This window comes from Streptomyces flavusporus (assembly GCF_046267975.1).
Lineage (GTDB): Bacteria > Actinomycetota > Actinomycetes > Streptomycetales > Streptomycetaceae > Streptomyces > Streptomyces flavusporus.
The window spans coordinates 3,729,110-3,753,061 of the sequence record NZ_CP176503.1; the positions used below are offsets into that span (position 1 = coordinate 3,729,110).

The 23,952-nt window shown below is 70.6% G+C and carries 23 protein-coding genes and 1 pseudogene; 8 read left to right on the top strand and 16 right to left on the bottom strand.

What is annotated here, in order from left to right:
• Positions 1-36: 36 nt before the first annotated feature.
• Entirely contained in the window at positions 37-2,067 is a 2,031-nt protein-coding gene (locus tag ACKTSN_RS17565; RefSeq protein ID WP_409469997.1) for a thioredoxin domain-containing protein, read from the bottom strand.
• Positions 2,068-2,245: 178 nt separating this feature from the next.
• On the opposite strand from ACKTSN_RS17565, the gene ACKTSN_RS17570 reads away from it, so the two are divergent.
• Entirely contained in the window at positions 2,246-5,455 is a 3,210-nt protein-coding gene (locus tag ACKTSN_RS17570) for a tetratricopeptide repeat protein (protein WP_409469998.1), read from the top strand.
• A 181-nt stretch (positions 5,456-5,636) separates the two neighbouring features.
• Here ACKTSN_RS17570 and ACKTSN_RS17575 read toward each other — a convergent pair whose 3' ends face one another.
• Complete coding sequence (locus ACKTSN_RS17575) at positions 5,637-5,900, bottom strand: hypothetical protein (RefSeq protein WP_409469999.1); 264 nt, start codon at positions 5,898-5,900, stop codon at positions 5,637-5,639.
• On the bottom strand, positions 5,893-6,753 hold the full coding sequence (gene mca / locus ACKTSN_RS17580) for a mycothiol conjugate amidase Mca (protein WP_224734025.1): 861 nt from the start codon (positions 6,751-6,753) through the stop codon (positions 5,893-5,895). The genes ACKTSN_RS17575 and mca overlap by 8 nt, the downstream gene beginning before the upstream one ends.
• A gap of 170 nt (positions 6,754-6,923) precedes the next feature.
• Here mca and ACKTSN_RS17585 point away from each other — a divergent pair, with 170 nt between their 5' ends.
• Positions 6,924-7,322 carry a DUF4307 domain-containing protein gene (locus tag ACKTSN_RS17585; protein ID WP_409470000.1) on the top strand — a complete coding sequence of 133 codons (399 nt, stop codon included), beginning with the start codon at positions 6,924-6,926 and terminating at the stop codon, positions 7,320-7,322.
• Between the two features lie 168 nt (positions 7,323-7,490).
• The gene (greA, locus tag ACKTSN_RS17590) at positions 7,491-7,991 is read left to right on the top strand and encodes a transcription elongation factor GreA (protein ID WP_224734016.1); all 501 of its coding nucleotides are present in this window, start codon (positions 7,491-7,493) and stop codon (positions 7,989-7,991) included.
• Positions 7,992-8,221: 230 nt separating this feature from the next.
• On the opposite strand, the gene ACKTSN_RS17595 is transcribed toward greA, so the two are convergent.
• The 11 genes and pseudogenes from ACKTSN_RS17595 to ilvA form a co-directional block, all read right to left on the bottom strand.
• The gene (locus tag ACKTSN_RS17595; RefSeq protein WP_224734017.1) at positions 8,222-9,424 is read right to left on the bottom strand and encodes an RNA-guided endonuclease InsQ/TnpB family protein; all 1,203 of its coding nucleotides are present in this window, start codon (positions 9,422-9,424) and stop codon (positions 8,222-8,224) included.
• Positions 9,425-9,663: 239 nt separating this feature from the next.
• A pseudogene (locus ACKTSN_RS17600) lies at positions 9,664-9,924 on the bottom strand (ABC transporter permease); the annotation flags it as partial.
• Positions 9,925-10,155: 231 nt separating this feature from the next.
• Positions 10,156-10,290 carry a hypothetical protein gene (locus ACKTSN_RS17605; protein ID WP_409470001.1) on the bottom strand — a complete coding sequence of 45 codons (135 nt, stop codon included), beginning with the start codon at positions 10,288-10,290 and terminating at the stop codon, positions 10,156-10,158.
• Between the two features lie 192 nt (positions 10,291-10,482).
• Positions 10,483-11,664 (bottom strand): methyltransferase domain-containing protein, encoded by a 1,182-nt coding sequence (locus tag ACKTSN_RS17610; protein WP_409470002.1) that lies wholly within the window; start codon positions 11,662-11,664, stop codon positions 10,483-10,485.
• Positions 11,661-11,792: a hypothetical protein gene (locus tag ACKTSN_RS17615; RefSeq protein ID WP_262508416.1), complete on the bottom strand. Its 132-nt coding sequence runs from the start codon at positions 11,790-11,792 to the stop codon at positions 11,661-11,663. Before ACKTSN_RS17615 ends, ACKTSN_RS17610 begins: the two co-directional genes overlap by 4 nt.
• Positions 11,793-12,086: 294 nt before the next feature.
• The gene (locus ACKTSN_RS17620) at positions 12,087-12,335 is read right to left on the bottom strand and encodes a hypothetical protein (protein WP_224734019.1); all 249 of its coding nucleotides are present in this window, start codon (positions 12,333-12,335) and stop codon (positions 12,087-12,089) included.
• 93 nt (positions 12,336-12,428) lie between these two features.
• Complete coding sequence (locus tag ACKTSN_RS17625) at positions 12,429-13,664, bottom strand: helix-turn-helix domain-containing protein (protein WP_409470003.1); 1,236 nt, start codon at positions 13,662-13,664, stop codon at positions 12,429-12,431.
• Positions 13,665-13,784: 120 nt separating this feature from the next.
• A complete protein-coding gene (locus ACKTSN_RS17630) occupies positions 13,785-14,585 on the bottom strand; it encodes an ABC transporter permease (RefSeq protein ID WP_224734021.1) in 801 nt (266 codons plus the stop codon).
• Positions 14,582-14,785: an integral membrane transport protein gene (locus ACKTSN_RS17635; protein WP_224734022.1), complete on the bottom strand. Its 204-nt coding sequence runs from the start codon at positions 14,783-14,785 to the stop codon at positions 14,582-14,584. Before ACKTSN_RS17635 ends, ACKTSN_RS17630 begins: the two co-directional genes overlap by 4 nt.
• On the bottom strand, positions 14,782-15,810 hold the full coding sequence (locus ACKTSN_RS17640; protein WP_409470004.1) for an ATP-binding cassette domain-containing protein: 1,029 nt from the start codon (positions 15,808-15,810) through the stop codon (positions 14,782-14,784). The genes ACKTSN_RS17635 and ACKTSN_RS17640 overlap by 4 nt, the downstream gene beginning before the upstream one ends.
• 189 nt (positions 15,811-15,999) lie before the next feature.
• Positions 16,000-17,229 (bottom strand): threonine ammonia-lyase, encoded by a 1,230-nt coding sequence (ilvA, locus tag ACKTSN_RS17645; RefSeq protein ID WP_409470005.1) that lies wholly within the window; start codon positions 17,227-17,229, stop codon positions 16,000-16,002.
• Between the two features lie 161 nt (positions 17,230-17,390).
• Here ilvA and ACKTSN_RS17650 point away from each other — a divergent pair, with 161 nt between their 5' ends.
• The 3 genes from ACKTSN_RS17650 (at position 17,391) to ACKTSN_RS17660 (ending at position 18,987) form a co-directional block, all read left to right on the top strand.
• The gene (locus ACKTSN_RS17650; RefSeq protein ID WP_409474853.1) at positions 17,391-17,897 is read left to right on the top strand and encodes a MarR family winged helix-turn-helix transcriptional regulator; all 507 of its coding nucleotides are present in this window, start codon (positions 17,391-17,393) and stop codon (positions 17,895-17,897) included.
• A 324-nt stretch (positions 17,898-18,221) separates the two neighbouring features.
• The gene (locus tag ACKTSN_RS17655; RefSeq protein WP_409470006.1) at positions 18,222-18,725 is read left to right on the top strand and encodes a sigma factor-like helix-turn-helix DNA-binding protein; all 504 of its coding nucleotides are present in this window, start codon (positions 18,222-18,224) and stop codon (positions 18,723-18,725) included.
• A gap of 13 nt (positions 18,726-18,738) precedes the next feature.
• Entirely contained in the window at positions 18,739-18,987 is a 249-nt protein-coding gene (locus ACKTSN_RS17660) for a hypothetical protein (protein ID WP_385510926.1), read from the top strand.
• A 13-nt stretch (positions 18,988-19,000) separates the two neighbouring features.
• Here the strand turns inward: ACKTSN_RS17660 and ACKTSN_RS17665 are convergent, their stop codons facing one another.
• Entirely contained in the window at positions 19,001-20,155 is a 1,155-nt protein-coding gene (locus tag ACKTSN_RS17665) for a cystathionine gamma-synthase (protein WP_385780695.1), read from the bottom strand.
• Positions 20,156-20,296: 141 nt separating this feature from the next.
• Here ACKTSN_RS17665 and ACKTSN_RS17670 point away from each other — a divergent pair, with 141 nt between their 5' ends.
• Both ACKTSN_RS17670 and msrA read left to right on the top strand, forming a co-directional pair.
• The gene (locus ACKTSN_RS17670) at positions 20,297-21,415 is read left to right on the top strand and encodes a hypothetical protein (protein WP_224735497.1); all 1,119 of its coding nucleotides are present in this window, start codon (positions 20,297-20,299) and stop codon (positions 21,413-21,415) included.
• 155 nt (positions 21,416-21,570) lie between these two features.
• Entirely contained in the window at positions 21,571-22,248 is a 678-nt protein-coding gene (gene msrA, locus ACKTSN_RS17675; protein ID WP_409470007.1) for a peptide-methionine (S)-S-oxide reductase MsrA, read from the top strand.
• A gap of 49 nt (positions 22,249-22,297) precedes the next feature.
• On the opposite strand, the gene ACKTSN_RS17680 is transcribed toward msrA, so the two are convergent.
• Positions 22,298-23,914 (bottom strand): phospholipase D family protein, encoded by a 1,617-nt coding sequence (locus ACKTSN_RS17680; RefSeq protein ID WP_409470008.1) that lies wholly within the window; start codon positions 23,912-23,914, stop codon positions 22,298-22,300.
• Between the last annotated feature and the right edge of the window lie 38 nt (positions 23,915-23,952).

Sequence of the window (23,952 nt, forward strand, 5' to 3'; positions counted from 1 at the left end):
ACGTGTCCGCACACATACCCAATTGCACGCCCCGGATCAGCCGCTCAGCGCCGCGCGCAGCCGCTCCGGGTCGGTCGTCGGGGCGTCACAGGTGAAGTTACGGCAGACATACGCGCTCGGTTCACCGCCGGCCAGTGGCCGGTCGGCCAGCAGCGGGAACTCCTCGCTCCCCGGCACCCCGTACGCGACCACCGCACCGGGGGCGGTGCCCAGAAGTGCCGTACGGTGCAGGGCCTTTGTGGCCTTGTCGTCGAGGCCCGGCCCGACGATCGCGACCTCGCGAGGGCCGTCGAGGTTGGCCTCGGCGACGGCGAGCCCCCAGCCGATGAACCGCGGCACGCGCGGACCCAGCGCCTTCACCACGCCCAACGCCCGCTCGGCAGCGGTCCGATGGGGTTCGGCGCCGGTCTGGGCGGCATAGCTCAGCAGGGCACCCGCGGCGGCGGTCCAGCCGGACGGGGCGGCGTTGTCGGTCGGGTCCTGCGGGCGGCGGATCAGCTGCTCGGCATCGGCGGCGGTGTCGTACAGGGCGCCCGACTTCTCGTCGACGAAGCTGACCAGGACGTGGTCGAGCAGCAGTCCCGCGAACTCCAGCCAGACGCCCTCCCCGGTCACGGACGCCAGCGCCAGGAAGCCCTCGGCGACATCGGCGTAGTCCTCCAGCACGCCCGCGTTGGCGCCGACCCGGCCGTCCTTGCTGGTGCGGGCGAGGCGGGCGTGGTCGTCGAGGTGGACGCGGACGAGGAGATCGGCGGCGGCAAGGGCGGCGTCCACCAGGTCGGGGCGGTCGAAGTAGGCGCCGGTCTCGGCGAGCGCGGCGATCGCGAGGCCGTTCCAGGCGGCGACGATCTTGGCGTCCCGTCCGGGAGCGGGCCGCTCGGCGCGGGCCGCCCGCAGCCGCTGCTTCACGGACTCGACCTTCTCGGCGTCGAACACGCCGTCCTGCTGCGGGAGCTGGAGGACGGAGGCACCCTCCTCGAAGGTGCCCTCCTCGGTCACGCCGAAGCAGCGGGCGGCGAGTTCGGCGTCGTCCCCCAGCACGTCACGGAGCTGCTCGGGCGTCCAGACGTAGTACGCCCCCTCGACGTGCCGACCGGTCCCGTCGTCGCTGTCGGCGTCCAGTGCGGAGGCGAACCCGCCCTCGTTCGTGCGCAGTTCGCGCACCATGAAGTCGGCGGTTTCGAGGGCTACGCGGCGGGCGAGCTCGGAGCCGGTGGTGCGCCAGAGGTGGGCGTAGACGCGGCACAGCAGGGCGTTGTCGTACAGCATCTTCTCGAAGTGCGGCACGACCCAGTCCCGGTCGACGGAGTACCGGGCGAACCCGCCCCCGAGCTGGTCGTAGATCCCGCCCCGCGCCATCCGCTCACAGGTGTCCTGCGCCATCTGCAGCGCGCCCTCGGCGCCGGTCCGGGCGTGATGCCGCAGCAGGAACTCGATCACCATGGACGGCGGGAACTTCGGCGCGCCGCCGAATCCGCCGCGCTGCGGGTCGTACTCCCGGGTCAGCCCGAGCAGCGCCTGCGCCAGCTCCTGCTCCCCCGGCGCATCGGTCCCCCCGAAGTCGATCTCCCGCCCGGCGAGATCCCGCACGATCTTCCCGGCGACGTCGGAGACCTCCTCCCGACGGTCCCGCCACGCGACGCTCACGCCCTCCAGCACCTGCCGGAAGGAGGGCATCCCGTGCCGGGGCGCCGGCGGGAAGTACGTCCCGAAGTAGAACGGCTCGGCGTCCGGAGTGAGGAACACCGTCATGGGCCAGCCGCCCTGCCCGGTGGCCGCCTGCACGGCCTCCATGTAGACGGCGTCGACATCGGGGCGCTCCTCGCGGTCGACCTTGATGTTGACGAAGTGCTCGTTCTGGAAGTCGGCCGTCGCCTGGTCCTCGAAGGACTCGTGCGCCATGACATGGCACCAGTGGCAGCTCGAATATCCGACGCTGAGCAGGACGGGTTTGTCACTCCTGCGCGCCTCTTCGAACGCCTCCTCCGACCAGGGCCACCAGTCGACGGGGTTGTCGGCGTGCTGGAGCAGGTAGGGGGACGTCTCATGGGCCAGTCGGTTCGGCATACCTCCATCCTGCCCCACGGGCCCGGCCCGGTCGTGGGGAAGCTCCGCCGCCCGGTCGGCCGTTTTCACCGGGTCGCACGGCCGGCGAAGTGGACGGTGATCGTCGCCCCCCTCGCGTTCGGAGCGTCCCGCAAGGACACTCATAGGCAAAGCAGTTGCCGCCGGAGGGGGACGGGACATGCGGGACAGTCATCGCGCGGAGGCCGAGCGACTGTTGGTGCGCGCGGTGGAGGAGGAGGTACGGCGGTCGGGTGGCCGTATCGACGGCAAAGTGCTCATGGCCCGGGCGCGCGGGGCGCTCGACACCATGGCGCAGGCGGCCTCCGAGGAGTACGAGGCCTATACGCGTGCGCTGGACGAGACGGAGGCCGGGCGGCTGTCGTTCGGGCAGCGGTATGCGCGGGAGGGGGCCGGGACGCCGCTGCTTGTGGCGGGTGTGGCTGCTGTGGCGGCGGCGGTGGCCGATCTGGCGCTCGGTACGGGGACGGGGACCGCGGTCGGTGCGGGCGTGACCGTCGGGGTGGTGGGCGCGGCGACGACGGTGGTGAAGGTCGCCGGGTCGCATCTGCCGACCGCGCATCACCGGGCCGGTGCCGCGGGGCAGCCGGGCGGGCCGGAACAGTTGCGGCTGCAGTGGCTGACGGCGCTGGACGTGCGGGGGATCCGGCCGTTCCTCGATCAGCAGCGGGTGCTGGCCGCGTCCACGGGGCCGAAGAAGAGCGGGCCGCAGCTGAAAGGAGCCAACAAGAGCGGGGCCGCGCGCGGGCGGAGTGTGCTGGAGCAGTCGTTCGGTCAACTGCCCGAGCCCGTGGGCCCGTTCGCTGGGCGGCGGCAGGAGCTGGCGCGGATCCGGCAGTGGGTGCAGGCCGCCCGGGCGAGCACGCAGACCCGGCCGACGGTGGTCGTCCTGCACGGGGCGCCCGGCAGCGGCCGTACGACGCTGGCGGTGCGGGCCGCCCATGATCTGAAAGACCAGTTCCGCGGGGCGTGCGTGGTGGATCTGCGCGGCGACAGCCCGGAAGAACCGCCGTTGTCCACCCGCGAGGCCCTGCTGCACCTGCTGAACCGGCTGGGCGCACCGCGCGAGCAGCTGCTGTTCCGGGAGCGTTCCTCGGCCGACCAGCAGGTCAAACGGCTGAGCGAGCTGTACCACCAGCATCTGACCGGCGTGCCCGTCACGGTCGTCCTCGACGACGCCTCGGACCCCGAGCAGGTCCGCACCCTGGTCCCGGAGCGGTCCGACAGCCTGGTCCTGGTCACCGCACGGACCCCGCTCGACCTGCCCGGCGACCTGCCGGCGTGGGTGCACCAGCTGCCCGTCACGACGCTGGACGCGGTGGGCACGGAGGAACTGCTGGGCGCGGCCGCGCAGGACGCCTCGGGGCCTTACGACGCCGAATCCGCCGACCGGGTACGGGAGTTGTGCGGCGGACTGCCGTTGGCGCTGCGCGTCGCCGGTTCCTCGCTGGGCCCGCGCTCGCCCCGGCAGCTGGCCTCGGACCTCGGGGCGTACGGGCCGGTGGAGCCGGTGGAGCCGGTGGAGCGGGCGCTGTGGCTGCGCTACACCGACCAGGCGGAACCGGCGCGGCGACTGCTGCGGCGGCTGGCGCTGGCCGGCCGTGCCTCGCTCGGCGCGGCGGCCGCCGCCGCACTGCTGGCCACGGACGAGGCGGAGGCCACCCGGCACCTGGTCGCCCTCTCCCGCGCGGGCCTGATCGATCATGTACGCGGCAGCCGCTACCGCCTGCACGACCTCGTGCGGGTCTTCGCGCACGCCCGCCTGCTGGACGAGGAGGAGCCGGCCGAGCGGGCCGCGGCACAGGAGCGGCTGATCGTGAACTACGCCGAGCTCGCCGACTCGGTGCTGCGGCTGGTGGACGGCAACATGTCGACCCGCTCGGACCGCTTCGGCCCGCACGGCTTCACGTCCCTGGACGAGGCGCTGCGCTGGCTGGACGACGAGTCGAGCTTCATCACCTCGACGCTCCGGTTCGCGGAGGGCGTGAACCAGGCGGCGGTGCTGAACCTGCTGGGCGCGCTGTGCGACTACTGCCTGCTGCGCGGCGACCTCTACCGCCTCGGCGAGATCAACGAACTCGCCCAGGCCGTGGACCAGGGGCTGCTGATCCGCTCGGTGCAGTGGCGCACGGGTATCGCGGCCCGGCAGCTGGGCGAGCTGGACAAGGCCCGTACGACGCTCGCCTCGGTCGTCGACCTGTACCGGGAGGCCCAGCACGATGCGGGCGCGGCCCGTGCCCTGTGCTCGCTCGGCATCACCCTGCACCACCAGGGCAACCTCACCGAGGCGGCGACCCGGCTGCGGGAGGCGCTGGACCTGCAGGCCGCGCCCGAGCTGGCCACCGACCGGGCGTGGACGATGCACGCGCTGGCGGCCGTGGAACGCGACCGCGCCCACCTCGCCGAGGCCCTGGACCTGCTGAACCGCTCCCTGGAACTGCACCGCGCCGGCGGCTCCCTGCACGGCGAGGCGTGGGCCCACTTCCAGCTCGGCCAGCTGTGCCTGCGCCTGGGCGACGTGCCACGCGCGGAGGCCGAGCTGCGCGCGGCCCTCGACCGGTACGGCCGGACCCGCGACGCCCGCGGCGAGGCATGGGCGCTGACGCAGCTGGCCCGGGCCCGGCTGGTCGCGGGCGACGCCTTCACGGGGGTGGAGGAGCTGCGCCGGGCGGCGGCCCGGCACCGCGACAACGAGGACGCACGCGGCGAGGCCTGGACGCTCTACTACCTCGGTCAGGCGCTGGAGGAGGCGGGCAACCTCGACCAGGCGGTCCGTGACCTGGAGCGCTCACGCACGATGTTCTCCCGGATGCGGGACGTGTACGGGCTGGCCTGCGCCCGCCACCACTCGGCCCGGGCGACCCGCGACCAGCGTGCCGCCCAGACCGGATCCCTGCGGAACTCGGGCTTCGCGAGGCAACTGCTCGTCGACGCCCGCGCCGACTTCCAGCGCATCGGCGTCGCCCACGGCGAGGCGTGGACCTGTCTGGAGCTGGCCGTCGTCGACGCGGGCAACGCCCGTACGGCACAGGCGCTGGCCCTGTGCGACGAGGCGGTGGGGCTGTTCGCGTCGTACGGGGACCGGCGGGGCGAGGACTGGGCCCATTTCCTGCGCTGCACGCTGCTGCCGTATGCGGCTCCGGGTGGGGTGGAGGTCGGTACGGCGGTGGCGCAGGAGGAGCTGGCGCAGCTGGGTCGGGCCGGCCATCCGGCGCGGGACGAGAAGCTGGACGACTACGTGGAGGCGTATCAGCTGCTGCTGGAGCGCGGCGTGAGCCTGGAGGACGGGTGGCAGGCCTGGCGACTGGGGATGGTGCCGAGCCGGCATGCGCGGGAGGTCATGGGGGTGGGGGTGGTGGCGGCCTCGTGAGGGTCCATGGTGCGCACGCAGCTGCGGGCAGTCGTGCCGCTGGGGACGCAGCTGCGGGCAGTCGTGCCTCCCCCAGTGCCTTAAGGGCCTGGGAGGTGCCCCCAGGGCGTCCCGCCGGGCTGCGCACCTACCTGCTGTCCCGGGCGGACCGCCCACAGTGAGGGTCCGCCCGGTCGGGGACTCAGCCCTTCGCGGGTGAGGCCTTCCCCGACGCCTGCTCCGCGGCGCCCTTGCCGGAGGCCCCCGCCCCGTCGGGGGCCTCGTCGAAGTCGACCCGGCCCATGTGGCGGTTCATGGACTTCATCAGGCCCCACACGGCCAGGGCCATCACCGCGAAGACGATGAAGCCGAGGACGCCGGGAGTCACCTTGTCCTCGTCGACCTCCTTGGCGAGGGTGACGAGATGGGTCATTGCCAGGCTCGCGCTTGCGCTCATGTCAGGCATTGTCGCGGATGCCTGCAAAGAGGTCGTCCTCGGGGAGGGAGGTATCCACGAGGGACTTCGCGAGCTCGTACTCCTCGGTCGGCCAGACCTCCTTCTGAAGCTCCATCGGCACCCGGAACCAGCCCCCGTCGGGGTCGATCTGCGTGGCGTGCGCGATCAGCGCCTTGTCACGGATCTCGAAGAAGTCCGCACACGGGACGTGCGTGGTCAGCGTGCGGTCCTTGTGCCCCGAGTCGTCCCAGCGCTTGAGCCATTCCCCGTACGGGGACTCCAGGCCCCGATCGAGCATCGCCTGGTGCAGCGCCTCGGTGCGCGGGCGGTTGAAGCCCTGGTTGTAGTACACCTTCAGCGGCTGGTAGGCCGGGCCGAACTCGGACTCCGGGTACTTCTCGGTGTCCGCCGCGCCCTCGAACGCCACCATCGTGATCTTGTGGGTCATGATGTGGTCGGGGTGCGGGTAACCACCGTTCTCGTCGTAGGTGGTGATCACCTGGGGACGGAAGGAGCGGATGCTCCGCACCAGCTCGCCGGCCGCCTTGTCGACGTCCTCGAGGGCGAAGCAGCCCTCCGGCAGCGGCGGCAGCGGGTCGCCCTCGGGCAGGCCGGAGTCGACGAAGCCGAGCCACTCCTGCTTGACGCCGAGGATCTCGCGGGCCTCGTCCATCTCCTTCTTGCGTACCTCGTGGATGTGCTCCTCGATGTACTTGTCGCCCTGCAGCTTCGGATTGAGGATGGAGCCGCGCTCCCCGCCCGTGCAGGTCACCACCAGCACGTCCACCCCCTCGGACACGTACTTGGCCATGGTGGCCGCGCCTTTGCTCGACTCGTCGTCGGGGTGCGCGTGGACGGCCATCAGTCGCAACTGGTCAGTCAAGACTCAATCCTCGTTTGGTCGGCGCCCGGTGTGACCGGGTGCGAACGGCGGCTTCTATAGTGACCGAATCGGGGGGCGAAAAATTCCGGGGCCCCGGTCCCGGGAGCCCCGTCCGGGACCTGGGTCCCGCCCCGGCCGAGAGGACGATCATGAGTACGGCGAGCACGCGACTGCCCGAGGACCGTTACGGCCGCTCCTCGGACGAGCGCGCCGACCGCACCCTGAAGGTCGCCGGCGTCGCCCTCGGGGCGCTGTTCATCGCCGTGATCGCCTATTTTGCGTATACCTACATCGGGCAGAACAAGATCAGCGCTGAAGTGATCAGTTTCGATCTCTCGGACGATGCGGTGAAGGTGAAACTGGCGGTCGAGAAGGACGCGGGTGCCTCCGGCTACTGCACGGTGCGCTCCCAGGCGGAGAACGGCGCCGAGGTGGGCCGGGCCGACTTCCGCTTCGACGGGGACGCCACCCGCATCACCGAGGTCGTCACGCTCCGTACGACGGCACCGGGCACGACAGCCGAGCTCGTGGGGTGCCACGCCGACTGACGTCACCCGTATCACGTAGCGGCTGACCTGCAATGACGTGATTTTGTTGACTTATGTCCTCCCTCTTCCGCCACTGAATTGTTAGGCTCGTGGTTTCGCCCACTCGTGAAGGAACATTCTTCTGGGTAGGGCGATGCTTTGTATTCCCAGTACCGACGAGGAGCACCTGTGACCCAGACCAGCGAGAACGTCACCTGGCTGACCCAGGAGGCGTACAACAAGCTCAAGGACGAGCTTGAGTACCTTACTGGTCCTGCGCGCACGGAGATCGCCGCCAAGATCGCGGCCGCGCGCGAGGAGGGCGACCTGCGGGAGAACGGCGGGTACCACGCGGCCAAGGAGGAGCAGGGCAAGCAGGAGCTCCGTGTGCGCCAGCTGACCCAGCTCCTGGAGAACGCCAAGGTCGGCGAGGCACCGGCCTCGACGGACGGCGCCGTGGCCCCCGGCATGGTCGTGACGATCGCCTTCGACGGTGACGAGGACGACACGCTGACGTTCCTGCTCGCCTCGCGCGAGTACGCCAGCGCCGAGATCGAGACGTACTCCCCCCAGTCCCCGCTGGGGGCCGGCGTGATCGGCCACAAGGTCGGCGAGGACGCGGAGTACGAGCTGCCCAACGGCAAGACGGCCTCGGTGAAGATCCTGAAGGCCGAGCCGTACAGCGGCTGAACCCGGTCAGCGCCCTGCGCCTGACCGACCCGCCCTTGACGGCCCCCGGCGTCCGCGCGACGCCGGGGGTTTCGTCATGCCCAGGTCGGTCTCGTCGAGCCGATCTCGTCGCGGGTTCTCACGCCGTCGCCGAGCGGTACTTCCGTACCGCCAGAGTCCGGAATATGACGATGATCAGGGCCGAGTAGATCATTGACTGCTCCCCCGCGTGAGCGAGGGGGATTCCTGGCTCAGGCCGCCTCCTGGAGCGGCGCTCCAGGGGGTCTTACGCCCTCGACACCAGCCGGGTTCAGACCTGCCCGGACGAGCATCACGCGGGCGGAGTTCTTGTCCCTGGGGGAGACGGCTGCGCACGCGGTGCAGGTGTAGGTGCGTTCTGACAGCGGAAGTGCGTGCTTGGTTCTCGCTCCGCAGCGTCCGCAGTCCATGGTGGTGTACGCGGGGTGCACGAGGCGGACGTCCCGCCCGTGCTTGCGGCCCATCTCGATCAGGGCCTGCTTGGTGGCGCCGATCGCGGCGTCGGCGGCCTTGCGGGCCATCGACGTCCTGGCGAGGAACTTCGGGCGGAAGTCCTCCACGGCGATGGCGTCGTGGTCGGTCACGACGCGCTTGGCCCACTTGCGGCCGGTGTCCTGCCGCTGCCGGGCGATCTTCTGGTATGTCTTCGCCCGCAGCTTCTTGGCCTCGCGGTAGCCCTTGGAGGCGGCCTGCCCCTTGGCGGGTTTGCGGCGGGCCATCATCCGGTCGTAGCGGGTCAGCTTCGCCCGGGCCTTCTTCCCGTGCTGGGCGTGTGGGAGGTCGTGGGCGTCCGAGGTGGTGGTCGCGGTCTCCTTCACGCCCCAGTCGATCCCGATCATGCGGCCGGTCTCCGGCAGCGGCTGCACCTCGGCGGGCACGACGAACGAGCAGTACCAGTGTCCCAGGGCGTCCTGGTACACCCGCACGCTGGACGGGTCAGCGGGCAGGTCCCGCGACCAGACCACGGTCAGCACGATGTTCCCGGCCAGGTGCAGACGGCCGTCCTTGAGCCGGAAGCCGCGCCGGGTGTAGTTCAGCGTGGGCAGTGCCTCGCGCTTCTTCTTGTGCCGGGGCATCCCGGCCCGCTGCCGTACGGGCAGCCGTTCCGTGATGTCCTTCAGCGCCTTCGCGCGGGACTTGGCGAAGTCGCGGATGAGCTGCTGCTGCGGCACCGACGAGCCCTCGGCCAGCCACGGCGTGATGGCGCGGGCCTCGGTCAGCATCTTGTCCAGCCGTGCGGGGCCACACTTCTCGTTCTCGGCGTGGGCCTTCTTCGACCGGGCCACGCACTCGTTCCAGATCCACCGGCAGCGGTCCCACTCCGCCAGGAGGGCGGTGCGGGCGATCGACGACACGCGAAGCCGGTAGGTGTACCGGGCGTGCCCGGCGTCCCCGGCCTCCTTCACCACCGACACGCCATCACCCCCTTCCCGCGCCTCGGCCGCTCACCCCGACCTCCGTGAGGAGACCGTACGTGCGACATGCGCACACCCGTGCCCTCATCACGACACAGTCACCGCAACCAGCGAACACGGGCACACGCGTTCGCTTTTCGGCTCCGCCGGGAGGCCGGACACGGCGACGCTCCGCGTCGCCGTCACGGGATGCGATTCCTCCCCGGCGTGAACGCCGGGGCATCCTCGCAAGAATCAGGTGAAGCCCAGACCGGGTGCTCCATGGGCCAGGCGCCCGAGGTGGCGACACCGGGGTTTCCGAAGAGCTCTCGGCAGGCCTGGACCGTGGCGCTGAACGGGTTCCACTCGGCGATGTGCCGCAGCCAGGGCGTCATCTGGTCCGAGTCCACGAACGCGTTCGAGACGGAGGTGACCGGGAAGAGCCAGATCAGCCCGCCGGACGTGGCCGCCTCGGGCGTCCGCACGGACAGGCCGATCAGCGCGCCGATCCAGGTGAAGGCGCGCCGCCGGGGCGGCTTGCCGCACCCCGGCCCGGCATGCGGCTTTCGGCCGGTCCGGTCCGGGGCGCCGCTGCCCCGGCGCAGCACCAGGCGACCTGAGAGCGTCAGCCATATCCAGCACAGCTCGCCTTGCCCGCCCTATCCCAAGGGTTCAGGCCCGAGGCTTACGGCCCCCGCAACTCAGCCACCGACCCGAACCCACGACACCCCCACCGGCCAGCCCAGCGCCCGCTACGGCCACACGTGCTCGCCCTCGTGCCCCTCGAACAAGCCGCACACGACGTTGACCCGGCCGGGCCGCATGGCCCGTTCCTTCGCCCGCGTACAGCAGGCGCGCCGCAGATGGCAGGCCGGGAGGTTGTCCATGGAAGAGGCCGCCGCACGGGCCGCCGCCGACCTCGAAGGCCGCGACCAGCGAGACGGGTAACCCCGCGTGACGTTCCCCCTCTTGGGCTGGGGCCGACGGCCTGCCCAAACCGCGCCACTACCAGGGAAAACGAACCCCCGGCCACCCCCTAACTGATCGCTGCTGAGGGGTGGTTGACATTCGGCAGGTAGTCAGCCGATCGGGCGCAGAGGGCTGCTCGGATGGTCGAGCCACGGCGTATGCTCGCCGGTCTCGCCGTCGACCGTCAGGCCGAATCTCTCCCACCCCGGCCTGCCCATGGCGTCCCAGTGCAAGTATGCGACGGTGACCTCGTCCCAGAGGTCCCGCGGGCCGGACTGGTAGACCTCGAACTCCTCCCGGCCCGGCTCGTAGTCGACCGTGGCCCACGAGGTGACGGCCGTGTCACGCAGCCAGAGCGTGTACGAGCCGTCGTCGTAGGTCTCGGTCCACGGGAAGACTCCCTGGGCCTGGAGGCCGATCGCGAACATCGGTAGCCAGTCCCCGATGTCCTCGGGCGAGAGCGACGTCAAGGACTTGACGCCATCGGCTGGCCAGGGCTCGCCGCCCAGGTACTCCCGCACATGTCGGCGCTTCTGGCGTTGCTGACGTAGCCGCATGAATGCCGACGAGCCGACGAACGGCCCCACGGCGGACCCGTCACGCTGCACGGTCAGCCGCACCACGCCTTCACCCCCGTAGGTGGTGGCGTACGGGGCGACGATGGCCCCGCCCGTGCGGACCTGGCCGATCACCTGGTGCGGCACTTCGGTCAGCGCAGCCGTGACCAGGACACGGTCATACGGCGCCCCCTCGGGGTACCCATCGAAGCCGTCGCCCACGACGAGCGTCGGGTGGTAGCCCGCTGACTCGATCCGCTCGCGCGCCGACTTCGCGTTCTCCTCGTCGACCTCGACAGAGAAGACGTTGCCCGGACCAACCCGCTCAGACAGGAGCGCGGCATTCCACCCGGTGCCTGTGCCGATCTCCAGGACTCGGCTGGTCTCCTGGACGTCGAGGGCCGCGAGCATCGAGAAGACCATGGACGGTTGCGAGTTCGAGCACGTCGGCGTCCTCCCCTTGCCGGTGCCCGAGTGCTGGCCGTCGTCCCACTGCGTCGTCAGGGACACGTCCGAATAGACCGCGCGGAACCACGCCCCCGGGTCCGCGTTGCGGTTGATCACATCGCCCTGGCCCGTGCCCTTGATCTGGCCCGGCCACATCAGATCAGGCACGAACAGCTCGCGCGGCACGGCGGCGAAGGCCGGTGGCCAGTCCGAGGTCAGCGCGCCCGTCTCCTTGAGCCGGGAGGCCAACCCGTGAAGGCCGGCCTCCCTCAGTTCGTGCTCAGTCACCGGCTGGAGCCGCCGTTCGTGTCGCTGTGGCCCGAGTCGTCACCCTCGCTACCTCCACCGCCGTGCTTGTTGCCCGAGTCGCTGTCGTCCTCGCCGCCGCGCACGATCCAGGGGCGCTCGTCGCGCATGTGACACTCCTCGATTCCGTAGGGATGGTGCTCTGCACTTGCTGACCCGCCTCGACCACCGACCATCAAGAGCGGCCGAGGCGGGGGTTGGGCGGCCTCGCCCGAGCGCACGGGGGAACGCTGCTCGGACAAGGCCAGTCTCAGGGATTCGCCATCACGTACGCGGCGACCAGAACGAATCCGATCGAGCCAGCGATCATGAACGCGAGCAAGGGGCCGGCCAGCCGACCGAGTAACCGCCTCATCAGCGGCTCGTGGACGTGCGCCACGGGCGGGTGATGATCTCGCTGTCCGTCACAGGCCCGCTCTGGACATGGCGTTTCGTATGCCGTTGCGAACCGACAGCTCCTCGCGTGGGGTCAGGTACCTCACTCGGAAGGCGTCCCACTCCCGGCCCCCGTGGACGGGGCGAAGCTGTACGCGATCCGGGCCGTGATGCCCCATCACTACGCCGACCTTGCCGGTCTCAATGTCCATCACCAGGCTGTCGAGCGCGCAGCTTTCCGGGTCCACGGCCGTCTGGTCTCTCTCCGTCGTGGCCATGCGTCGAAACTACGAGCCGCGACCACTCGACTCCAGACAGCAACGTTGGTAGTTACCCGACACCCCGTCAAGGACTACCAATTTGCTTGGCAGTTACCCCGCAACCCCCAGGTGAGAGGCCATGTCACGCATGTCCTGAGTCAGCGTCCGTTTCCGGTTGCCGAGGATGTCCCGCATGATCCGCCGGGCCATCGACTGATGCTTCAGCCACTCCGGAGACGACGCCTTGATACCGGTCAGCTCGTCCATCGCGTCCTGGTGTGACCCGAGCAGGACGTGAGCCTTCGCGACGTCCAAGCGGTGCCTGTCCCAGTTGTTCGAACTCGGTCGGCCGAGCTTCTTCAATGCCTTACCCCCCACGGGGCCATCGTCGGCCCGGCTGAGGACACCCTGTGCATCACCGATGAGCGCCAGATCCTCGATCGCCTTGGTCTCAGCAGTCACCGGCCCGAACGTAGCCCAGTGCTCCCGGAAGTCCATGTGTTCCCGCCCCAGCGCGCTCGCGGCCGTCGTCGCCATGCGGCGAGCCTCCCTGGCGACGTCCGGACGGTTGTTGCGGATCGATGCGGACGCCACGCGCTGAAGTAGCTCACCCCAGACGGCCAGTTCGCCAGGCGTGGCCTTCGACATACGCGGCTCGACGCTGTCAGCCGTTCGAGTGGCCAGTTGCTCAGCCTCGTCGAAGCGGTCCTGCCGCAGAAGCAGCCAGCCCATGCCGACGACGCCGTTCGTGGCGAGCTGAACCTGCCCGGTCTCCCGCGCGTCCTGGATACCGCGCGAGAGGGCGTGATACGCCATGTCGTAGCGCCTCACCTGGGTCAAGTACTTGCCTGCGAGCAGGAAAGCCCTGGCGCGCACGATGATGGCGCGCTGGCGATCCTCTCCGTCGTCGCTGGTGGCTACCGCAGTCTCGGCGGCGCGCAGGATGCCCGGCAGCTTCTTCGCCACGCTGTCGTAGCGGTCGGTGCGGTAGAGGGCGTGCTGGTCGTCAACGTCCCGCTGGATCGCAGACAGGGCGACGGGTTGGTCCGGCCCCATGATGGTCTCGGACAAGCCGACCGGCGGCATGAGGGCGCGGCGTAGCTCCATGAGCCTGGGGCCCTCGCTGGAGTCCACCTCGATGGGTGACGGCACCTCGGTTGCGAAGAGGCTTGATGTCGTGGTGTCCAGCGCGCGGGCGAAGGAGTTCAGCATCTCGACGGAGGCGTTCCCGCCCTGCTCGACGATGCGGACTGTACCAACCGAGGAACCCGCAGCTTCGGCAAGCTGTTCCTGCGTCCAGCCCTTCAGGCGGCGGTAGTTCTTGACGTTCTCTCCGAGCGACGACATCGAATCACCTCCAGTTCAGCGTACGCCGCTTGGCCTACTGGAAGTTGTTCCTCAAGTGAGGGGTACCTGAACGTGAAGAAGGCCCCCATCCGTTGGATGGGGGCCCATTCGAGGAGGCCATCAACCAGATGCCCGGCGGTACTTGCGGACGGCGAGCGTACGGAAGAACAGGATGATCACGACCGACCAGATCAGCGAGGCCCAAACCGGGTGCTGCATGGGCCAGGCGTCGGGCGTCTGGAAGCCCGGGGGAAGGTTGCCGAACAACTCGCGGCATGCCTGCACGGTGGCGCTGAACGGGTTCCACTCCGCGATGTGCCGCAGGAAGGACGGCATCTGGTTCGCGTCCACGAAGGCGTTCGAGATGAATGTCAGCGGAAACAGCCAGATCAGGCCGCCCGAAGTGGCCGCTTCAGGAGTGCGCACGGACAGGCCGATGAGCGCGCCGATCCACGAGAACGCGTACCCGAGTAGCAGGAGCAGGCCGAATCCGGCGAGCACCTTGCCGAAGTTCTCATGCGTGCGCCAGCCGACCAGCAGGGCGACCACGGCGAGGACTATCAGGGTCAGCGCCGTCTGCACCGAGTCGGCGAGGGTCCGCCCGGTCAGCACCGCGCCGCGCGCCATGGGCAGGGAGCGGAAGCGGTCGATGAGGCCCTTGTGCATGTCGTCGGCAATGCCCGCGCCAGCGCCCGCCGTAGCGAACGTGACGGTCTGGGCGAAGATGCCCGCCATCAGGAACTCGCGGTAGGCCTGGGTGGAGGTGGACGACCCGACCTGGATCGAGCCGCCGAACACGTAGGTGAACAGCACCACGAACATGATTGGCTGGACCAGCCCAAAAATGATCATCTCGGGAATCCGGCCCATGCGAATCAGATTCCGGCGGGTGATGACCAGGGAATCGCTCACGGCGCTCACTTCACCTGCTCCTTCAAGGCGTTGGGCCGCCGGTCTCGAATGCTCGGCGAGATGAATCCTGACCAACACGAGCGAACAGGATCCGGGATCCGGGACATGCGGATCAGATTGCGCTTGGCGACGACCAGCGAGTCCCGGACGGACTGGCCGATCGGGTTCGGGCGGGCGGGCCGCGGTACGGCGTCGGTCACGGCGCTCACTTGAGGGTCTCCTTCTTGCGCTTGCGGCCCTTGGCGTCGGCGGGCGTACCGCTCGCGCCGTCGGCGCCGTTCTCTTCGTCGGCGGCCTCCGCCACATGGCCCGTCAGCGACAGGAACACGTCGTCGAGGGTCGGGCGGCGCAGGCCGATGTCGTCGATCTCGATGCCGCGGGTGTCCAGCTCGCGGATCACCTCGGCGAGGAGCTTGGCGCCGCCGGTGACGGGCACCGTGAGCTTGCGGGTGTGTTCCTCGACGGTGGTGTCGCCCTTGCCGAAGCCGCGCAGCACCTCGGCGGCGGTCGCCATGTGCTCGCGCTCGTGCACCACGACCTCGACGCGCTCGCCGCCGGTGCGGGCTTTGAGCTGGTCGGAGGTGCCGCGGGCGATGACGCGGCCGTGGTCGACCACCGCTATGTCGTGCGCGAGGTGGTCGGCCTCTTCCAGGTACTGCGTGGTCAGCAGCAGGGTCGTGCCGCCGGAGACCAGCTGCTTGATGACCTCCCACAGCTGCTGGCGGTTGCGCGGGTCGAGGCCGGTCGTCGGCTCGTCCATGAACATCACGGGCGGGGAGACGACCAGGGCCGCGGCAAGGTCGAGCCGGCGGCGCATGCCTCCGGAGTAGGTCTTGGCGGGCCGGTCGGCGGCGTCCGCGAGGTTGAACTGGTCGAGCAGCTCACCGGCGCGGGCCTTGGCTGCCTTCGCCGTCATCTGGTAGAGCTGGCCGACCATCTGGAGGTTCTCCCGGCCGGTCAGGTACTCGTCGACCGCGGCGAACTGGCCGGACAGACCGATGGAGCGCCGGACCTGGTCGGGGTGGGCGAGCACGTCGATGCCCGCGACGACGGCCCGGCCCCTGTCGGGGCGCAACAGGGTCGTCAGACAGCGGACGGCCGTCGTCTTGCCCGCACCGTTGGGCCCGAGCAGGCCGAGGACCGTGCCCTCAGGGACATCGAGGTCGACGCCGTCCAGAGCCCTTACGTCACCGAAGGTTTTGACCAGGCCTTCGGCATAGATGGCGCCTGGCATATGAGTCTCCACGTCGTCGGGTCGCTTCGAGAAGCGTGGGTTGGTGGGTTCGGTTCTGCCTGAGAAGTGGCACGAGACACACCATAACGCGATGTATCGCGTCTCGCTACGGGATTTACCCGATCGAGTGACGAGGAGCCCGTGATCTTGGCCTGACCTCGGCCTTTACTGTCCTACGACCCCGGTGCCTCAGTCGATGACGAGATACCCCGCCTGTCGCAGGGCCTCGCCGACCTCGGCGCAGTGGGCCGGGCCCTTCGTCTCCAGGTGCAGCTCGACCTCCGCCTCCGTGAGCCCGAGCCGTGGGTCGGTCCGCACGTGGCTCACATCGAGGACGTTAGCGTCGACCACTGACAACACCCCGAGAAGCGTCGCGAGGGCGCCCGGCCGGTCCGTCAGCCGCAGCCGAACGGCCAGGTAGCGGCCCTGCGCCGCCATGCCGTGCCGCAGAACGCGCTGCATCAGCACCGGGTCGACGTTGCCGCCGGACAGCACCGCAACGACCGGCCCCTCGAACGCGCCCGGATCGCTCAGCAGCGCCGCGACCGGGCTGGCCCCGGCCGGCTCGACGACCAGCTTGGCCCGCTCCAGACACAGCAGCAGCGCGGCGGACAGCTCGTCCTCACTGACCGTGCGTACCTCGTCCACCAGATCACCGACGATCGCGAACGGTACGTCACCGGGCCGACCGACCCTGATGCCGTCGGCCATCGTCGCCGGGTTCTCGATCGACACCGGACGCCCCGCCGCCAGAGAGGGCGGATACGCCGCCGAACCCGCCGCCTGCACACCGACGATCCGCACATCGGGCCGCAGGGCCTTCACCGCGACCGCGATCCCCGCCGCGAGACCGCCGCCGCCGATACCGACGACGATCGTGCGCACCTCCGGGCACTGCTCCAGAATCTCCAGGCCGACCGTGCCCTGGCCCGCGATGACGTCCGGATGGTCGAAGGGATGGATGAACACCGCGCCCGTCTCGGCGGCGTACTCCTGCGCGGCGGCCAGGGTCTCGTCGACCACGTGACCGTGCAGACGCACCTCGGCGCCGTAGTCACGCGTCGCACTTATCTTCGGCAGCGGCGCGCCCTTCGGCATGAACACCGTCGAGTGCACGCCGAGCAGCGAGGACGCCAGGGCGACGCCCTGTGCGTGGTTGCCCGCGCTCGCGGCGACCACACCGGCGGCCCGCTCCTCGGGCAGCAGACCGGCGATCCGGACGTAGGCGCCGCGCAGCTTGAACGAACCGGTCCGCTGGAGATTCTCGCACTTGAGGTGCACAGGAGCGCCGACCAGCTGGGTCAGGTACCTGCTGCCCTCCATCGCGGTGACACGTGCGACGCCGGTGAGCATCTTCTGCGCGCCGCGTACGTCGTCGAGGGTGACCGGGGGCAAGGGGGCGGCCTTGCGGTAGTTCATGGCTCAAGTCTCGCAGTTCACCTGCCGCAACAGCCGTAGTGACCAACGTCCGAGACTGGTTTGCGCAGCGCCGGTACGGCCCGCCTTCCATCCGCGTACCCTGTCCCCCAACCCAGCACCCAGTATGAAGTGAGCCCCCGGCCATGCCCACAACACCTGAAATGTCGATGGACATGACGACCGTCGGTGACACCGGCCTCCTCGACGCGCTGCAGCACGAGGTGGCGGTGTTCGCCCGGCGTGCCGAACAGACCCGGCTCGGCGGGGTCGGACAGGTGCGCAACTCCATGGACCGCGCCGCATACCTGCTGCTCAACCGGCTCGACAAGGAAGGGCCGATGGGCGTCAAGGCGCTCGCCGCGAGCATGGGCATCGACTCGTCGACGGTCACCCGGCAGGTGGCTCCCCTCGTCGACACGGGCCTGGTCAAGCGGACCTCGCACCCCGAGGACGGGCGTGCCGTGGTGCTCCAGCTGTCCCCGCGCGGGCTGTCCCGGCTGGAGGAAGTGCGCTCGTCCCGGCGTCAGCTGATGGCCGAGCTCACACACGACTGGGCACCCGAGGAGCGCGAGGCGTTCTGCACACTCCTCACCCGCTTCAACCTGGCGCTCTCCGCACGGATGTCGGCGCAGGGCGTGCCGGGGATGGAGCAGCAGTCGGCTTCCTGAGCCGCGGGTGAGACACGTGCGCGTGCGGCGGGAGTTACGAGACGCCGCGTGCCGCTCCGGGCCGGGGGCGGACACGCGCGCGTGGTGCCGGGACTCCACCGCCCTTCACCAGCCCCTCCTCCTCCTCCCCCCCGGCCCGCCGCGTGGAGCGCGATCTTCCACGGCAGCCGAGGCATGCCGCGCGGTGCGCGGGCTCTTGACCGAAAGCCCACCGCTGGCCTCATATGAGACCGGGTCCTCGTGGTCGTACGCGGATTCACATCCGGTGGGCCGGGTACGCCACCGGGATCCGTATCCTCAGGTCGGCCTCAGGCGGGAGGCGCGGTGCGAGAACGGCAAGCGTCCCAAGGTGCCCGCGGGGCCCGGGAGTTCGAGGCGTTCGTCGCCGGCGCGGCGGGGCGGCTGCTGCACACCGCCACGCTGCTCACGGCCGAGGCCCCGGACGACAACCCGCGCGCGCGGCGCCTGCTGACCCTCGCCCTCGCCCACACCTACGCCTGCTGGGACCGACTGCGCGGCGAGGACCCGTACGACCGCACCCGCCGGTACCTCGCCACCCGCTTCGCGCACGGCGCCTGGCACCAGTACGGCGCCTTCGGCCGGGCCCGCCCGCACCCCACCGGCGCACTCGCCCACCTCACCCCGCAGGAGCGCCTGATCCTGGTCCTCAGGCTCTACGAAGGGGTCGCCGAGGAACAGACGGCTGCGCTGCTCGGGCTGCCCACGGAACGCGTCCGCGCCCTGTGCGACCGGGCGACGGCGACGGTCCTCCACCCGCCCCGGGGGCCTGCACCGGCGGTGACGGAGGCGAAGGTGGCGGCGTCGTGATCGGGGGTCTGCAATGAACCGGTTGGAACGGGAGGCTGCCGCGCGGCGGATCATGGAGCGGACGCCGCCGCGGGTACCGCCGGACCTCTGCGCCGACGCCGTGCGCCGCGGCAACCGCCTGCTGCGACGCAGGGCCCTCGCCCTGCGCCTGGGCTGGCTGCTGCTGTTCGCCGCGACCGTGGCGTTCACCGTGTGGGCGCTCACGGCCCGCCCCTGGGTGGAGCCGCCGTCAGAGACGACCCCACCGCTGACGGGCTGGTGAGCGGCGCGCGGGGCTAGCCGAGCGCCTGCTGGAGGTCCTCCAGCAGGTCGTCCGCGTTCTCGATGCCCACGGAGAGGCGTACGAGGTCGGCGGGTACCTCCAGGGCAGAACCGGCCGCGGAGGCGTGCGTCATGCGCCCCGGATGCTCGATCAGCGACTCGACACCGCCGAGGGACTCACCCAGGGTGAACACCTTGGCGCGGTTGCAGACCTCGACGGCCGCCTCCTCGCCGCCCTCGACCTGGAAGGAGACCATGCCGCCGAAGGACCGCATCTGCTTGGCGGCGATCTCATGACCAGGGTGATCCGGCAGTCCCGGGTACAGCACCCGCGTCACGCGCGCGTGCCGGGTGAGCATGTCGGCGACCCTGGCCGCGTTCTCACTGTGCCGGTCCATGCGCACGGAGAGGGTCTTGGTGCCGCGCAGCACCAGCCAGGAGTCGAAGGGCCCGGCGACCGCGCCCATCGCGTTCTGGTGGAACGCCAGCTCCTCGCCCAGCCCCTCGTCGCCCACGATCAGCGCGCCGCCCACGACGTCCGAGTGGCCGCCCATGTACTTGGTCAGGGAGTGCACCACGACGTCCGCGCCGAGCGACAGCGGCTGCTGGAGGTAGGGCGTGGCGAACGTGTTGTCGACGACGAGCCGGGCGCCCGCGTCCCGGGCGATCTGCGCGACGGCGGCGATGTCGGTGATGCCGAGCAGCGGGTTGGAGGGGGTCTCCACCCACACGACCTTGGTCTTGGGGGTGATGGCGGCCCGTACGGCTGCGGGATCGCTCGTGTCGGCGACCGACCATTCCACGCCCCACCGGGCGACGACCTTCGCGAACAGGCGGAACGTGCCGCCGTACGCGTCATTGGGGATGACCACGTGGTCGCCGGGGCTGAGCAGCGTACGCAACAGGCAGTCCTCGGCCGCCAGTCCGGACGCGAACGCGAGTCCACGGCGCCCGCCCTCCAGGGCGGCGAGGTTCTCCTCCAGGGCGGTCCTGGTCGGGTTGGCGCTGCGGCTGTACTCGTAGCCGCCGCGCAGACCGCCCACCCCGTCCTGCTTGTAGGTGGACACCTGGTAGATCGGCGGGACGACCGCACCGGTGAGGGGGTCGGCCGTGTTGCCCGCGTGGATGGCGAGCGTCTCGAAGTGCTGACTGATGTGCCTGTCGCTCATGAGAACCGAGCGTAGTGCGCTCGCCCTCCCCATGCCGCCGCCACGGCGCGGCGCAGGCGCCCGCCTGCCGTCGGACGCGGTTTTCCACAGGCGGAGGGAGGGGGTTGGCCAATTGTCGGCGGCGTCTGGTTCGCTTGATGCATGGAAATTCTCTGGGTCCTGATGGGTCTGCTCATGATCGGTTTCGTGCTGGGTCCGTTCGTGATGCGCAGGCGCAGGGGGATAGAGCTGGTCACGCCGGGCCACCCGGACGCCGCGGACCCCGCGAACTACGGATTCGTACGGCAGGAGGAGCTGGACGTCCGCATGCCCGGCCCCGACCAGGACCTGGTGGACGTGCTGGACCTGGTGCAGCGCACCCAGGACCACCGCGCCGCCGCCCAGCTCCTGGCCGGTACGGAGGCGGAGGGCGAGCTGCGCTGGCAGCGCGTGCAGGCCTTCGCGGGCGCGGCGTCGCTGGAGCTCCAGCAGCGGCCGGGCGGCGTCAGTGAGACGCCGGGCGGGCAGTGGCTGCGGGTGTGGCGGGCCGAGGCGCCCAAGGACGCGGGCGGCGCGGCGGTGCACGCCGAGTTCCTGGTGCAGCAGGCGTGGCGGACGGCGACGCCCGGCACGGACGAGTTCCGGATCATCATGGAGGAGGCGAAGGCGGCCTGCGGCGACGCGGCGCTGCTCGCCCCCGGTGACCCGATCCCGTACATCATCGAGCTGTCGGTGGCCCGGGGCCTGGCCTATCCGCGCGCGGAGTTCGAACAGCTCTGGCTGAAGATCCTGGACCGCGCGCCGAACCACATGGGAGCGCACCTCGCCGCGCTGCACTACTGGTGCGAGAAGTGGCACGGCTCGCGCGAGCTGGCGTCCCAGTTCGCGGAGGCCGCGGCGGCCCGTGCCCCGCAGGGCTCGCTGCTGGCGGCGATGCCGCTGTTCGCGGTCTTCGAGCATCTGCCCGAGGTCAATCTGGTCGCCAGTTTCTACCAGAGCGAGGTCGTGACCAAGGCGATCCACGGCGCCCTGCACGCGGTGCACTCGGCCCGCCCCGACGACCCGATGCTGGCGCACGTCCGCCATCTGCTGGTGTTCTTCCTGGTCCGCTCCGAGCGCTGGTCGGAGGCCATGAGCCAGCTGATACACATCGACGGCCATGTGGGCGCCCTGCCCTGGACGCTGTCGCCCGACCCGGCCGCGGAGTTCGCGGTCTACCGGGCGCTGGCCGTGGCGGGCTACGAGGCGAACGGCGGCAGCCCGGCGACACTGCTGCACTGAACCTGCCGTACGCCCTGATCGCAGTCCGTGGCGGCAGGCGGGCCGAGTACCGGAATGCGGGACGGCCCGCATGCGTTCACCACCTGCCGCCCCGTCCAGGGCGAACCCCGGAACTCCACGAGGGAACCCGGCGAGGAGACGAAGGAGCCTGCGACATGCTGTTCGGCCGTACGCCCACCCTGCCCACCCCCGAGCAGGCGCTGAAGGGCCGCCCCGAGCCGGCCTTCACGGTCCCCGACCGCCACACGGTCCTCGGCAACCCCCTGCTCGGCCCCTACCCCGAGGGCCTGGAGGTCGCCGACTTCGGCCTGGGCTGCTTCTGGGGCGCCGAGCGCAAGTTCTGGCAGCTCCCGACGGGCGTGTGGACGACCCTGGTCGGCTACCAGGGCGGCTACACGGAGCACCCCACCTACGAGGAGGTCTGCTCGGGCCTGACCGGCCACACGGAGGCGGTCCGCGTGGTCTACGACCCGAAGCTGATCTCGTACGAGAAGCTCCTGCAGACCTTCTGGGAGGCCCACGACCCGACCCAGGGCTTCCGCCAGGGCAACGACGTCGGCACCCAGTACCGCTCGGCGATCTACACCCACACCCCGGCCCAGGCAGCCGCGGCCGAGTCCTCCCGCGAGGCGTACCAGAAGGTCCTGACGTCCTCGGGCTACGGCAGGATCACCACGGAAATCCTCCCGGCCGAGGGACGCACCTTCTACCCGGCCGAGGCATATCACCAGCAGTACCTCGACAAGAACCCGGCGGGATACTGCGGGATCGGCGGGACAGGGCTCTCCTGCCCGATCGGCATCGCGCCTGCGCCGGAAGCCGCGGACAAGTAGACCGTGCCGGCCGCCGGGCGGTCGCCGCGTCGCTGATGGCAAGCGGTCGTCAGTACGCGTTGCGGCGGCGCAGTCCGAGGGGGCGGCCGTCCGGGTCGACGAGGAGGCGGTGCAGGGGCGTGCAGAGCGTCGTGGCCGTACGGGAAAGGGTCGGTGGGCGGTAGGTGCGCAGGCGGCCGGGGGGTCTGGGGCCGCGGTGGTCGCCTGCGTGCCAGGAGTCCAGTGCGGCGGCACTCGCCGCGAAGGCGTCGAAGGCGGTCGTGGGATCGCAGAGCGGGTCGGGTGCGTGCGAAGTCCGGGGGGCTTGCGTGTCCAGGTGCTCGTGGGAGAGTTCCAGGCGCAGGTTTCTGGCGTAGCTGCGCGCGCCGTCCCCGAGGCCGCCGGGGTCGCGCGGCTCGCGTGGGTCTGGGCGCTCGTCCAGGACGGCGCAGCTGAGTTCGGAGTCGTGGGTCCACGAGCGGAGGTTGATGTTGTCGGATCCGACCGAGGCCCACACGTCGTCGATCACGCAGGCCTTGGCGTGCACGTACACCGGTGTCCCGGCGTGGTTCTCCAGCCCGTACACCGCGACGCGCCCACCACCGGCGCGGCGCAGCCTGTCCAGGGCCGCGATCCGGCCGATCAGGTTCATCGGCAGGGTGAGTCGGCCGTCCTGCTCGGGGAGGGACGGGATGACCGCGATCAGGCGCAGGCCGGTGTTGGCGGTCAGTGCCTCGGCGAAGCGTTCCACCACGTGCGGAGACCACAGGTACTGGTCCTCCAGGTAGATCAGGGCCCGGGCCCGCCGCAGCGCTTTGCGGTAGCCGCGCGCGATGCTGCGCTCGCCGTCGGGGGCGAACTCGTAGCCGCGCAGCAGTCGGTTGGGGTAGGTGCGCAGGACCTGGACGGTGTGGGTACCGCAGGGCTGGGGGTCGGGTGCCTGGGGTGGCAGGGGGTCCGCGCGGGTGTCCTCGCGGTGTGCGAGCTCTCGCAGGCGGACGAGCGGGCTGCGGGTGAGCGGTGCCGGGTCCTCCCAGCGTTCCCGGAAGACGGCCTCGATGTCGCCGACGGCCGGTCCGCGTATCGCGAGCTGGATGTCGTGCCACGGTGGGTGCTGTCCGTACGCGGCGGCGATGGGCTGTGACTGCGGGTCGCCGCGGTGTGTCGCATCGTCATGGCGGTTGTGGCACAGGTCGATGCCGCCGACGAACGCGATGTCGAGCTCGGGGCGGTCGGAATGCCGGAGTACGACGAACTTCTGGTGGTGCGAGCCGCCGGGACGTACCCGCATGTCGAGCAGGCACTCGCCGCCCGCCGCTTCGACTTCTTCGCCGAGGTGGCGGTTCTCGGCCTCGCTGAACTGGAACCGGTCCAGGTGGGACCGCCAGACCAGCCCTTTGACGATCACGCCCCGCTCGGCCGCCTCGCACAGGACGGTGCCGATTTCGCTGCCGGGACCGGCGAGGCGCTCGTCGGGGTCGCCCCGCCAGTCGGTGAACAGGAGCAGATCTCCGGCGCGCTGCGCGCGGATCGCGTCGAGGAGTTCCCGGAAGTACGTCGCGCCGTGGATCAGGGGCCGCACCAGGTTTCCGCGCGACCAGGCCGCTCGGTCCGGTCGGCGGGTGTCCAGACGTGTCGCGCTGTTGCCGCGTTCGCTCGAGGTCAGCAGCCAGTCGGTGAGTTCCACAGCCCAGGTCCTCCAGCTCCGCCCGGTGACCGACGGCT

Bases quoted from the DNA above. Each gene is read 5' to 3' on its own strand.
- ACKTSN_RS17565 (WP_409469997.1), bottom strand. From the start codon at position 2,067: ATGCCGAACCGACTGGCCCATGAGACGTCCCCCTACCTGCTCCAGCAC.
- ACKTSN_RS17570 (WP_409469998.1), top strand. From the start codon at position 2,246: ATGCGGGACAGTCATCGCGCGGAGGCCGAGCGACTGTTGGTGCGCGCG.
- ACKTSN_RS17575 (WP_409469999.1), bottom strand. From the start codon at position 5,900: ATGCCTGACATGAGCGCAAGCGCGAGCCTGGCAATGACCCATCTCGTC.
- mca (WP_224734025.1), bottom strand. From the start codon at position 6,753: ATGGCCGTCCACGCGCACCCCGACGACGAGTCGAGCAAAGGCGCGGCC.
- ACKTSN_RS17585 (WP_409470000.1), top strand. From the start codon at position 6,924: ATGAGTACGGCGAGCACGCGACTGCCCGAGGACCGTTACGGCCGCTCC.
- ACKTSN_RS17605 (WP_409470001.1), bottom strand. From the start codon at position 10,290: ATGGACAACCTCCCGGCCTGCCATCTGCGGCGCGCCTGCTGTACGCGG.
- ACKTSN_RS17615 (WP_262508416.1), bottom strand. From the start codon at position 11,792: ATGCGCGACGAGCGCCCCTGGATCGTGCGCGGCGGCGAGGACGACAGC.
- ACKTSN_RS17620 (WP_224734019.1), bottom strand. From the start codon at position 12,335: ATGGCCACGACGGAGAGAGACCAGACGGCCGTGGACCCGGAAAGCTGC.
- ACKTSN_RS17625 (WP_409470003.1), bottom strand. From the start codon at position 13,664: ATGTCGTCGCTCGGAGAGAACGTCAAGAACTACCGCCGCCTGAAGGGC.
- ACKTSN_RS17640 (WP_409470004.1), bottom strand. From the start codon at position 15,810: ATGCCAGGCGCCATCTATGCCGAAGGCCTGGTCAAAACCTTCGGTGAC.
- ilvA (WP_409470005.1), bottom strand. From the start codon at position 17,229: ATGAACTACCGCAAGGCCGCCCCCTTGCCCCCGGTCACCCTCGACGAC.
- ACKTSN_RS17650 (WP_409474853.1), top strand. From the start codon at position 17,391: ATGTCGATGGACATGACGACCGTCGGTGACACCGGCCTCCTCGACGCG.
- ACKTSN_RS17660 (WP_385510926.1), top strand. From the start codon at position 18,739: ATGAACCGGTTGGAACGGGAGGCTGCCGCGCGGCGGATCATGGAGCGG.
- ACKTSN_RS17665 (WP_385780695.1), bottom strand. From the start codon at position 20,155: ATGAGCGACAGGCACATCAGTCAGCACTTCGAGACGCTCGCCATCCAC.
- ACKTSN_RS17670 (WP_224735497.1), top strand. From the start codon at position 20,297: ATGGAAATTCTCTGGGTCCTGATGGGTCTGCTCATGATCGGTTTCGTG.
- msrA (WP_409470007.1), top strand. From the start codon at position 21,571: ATGCTGTTCGGCCGTACGCCCACCCTGCCCACCCCCGAGCAGGCGCTG.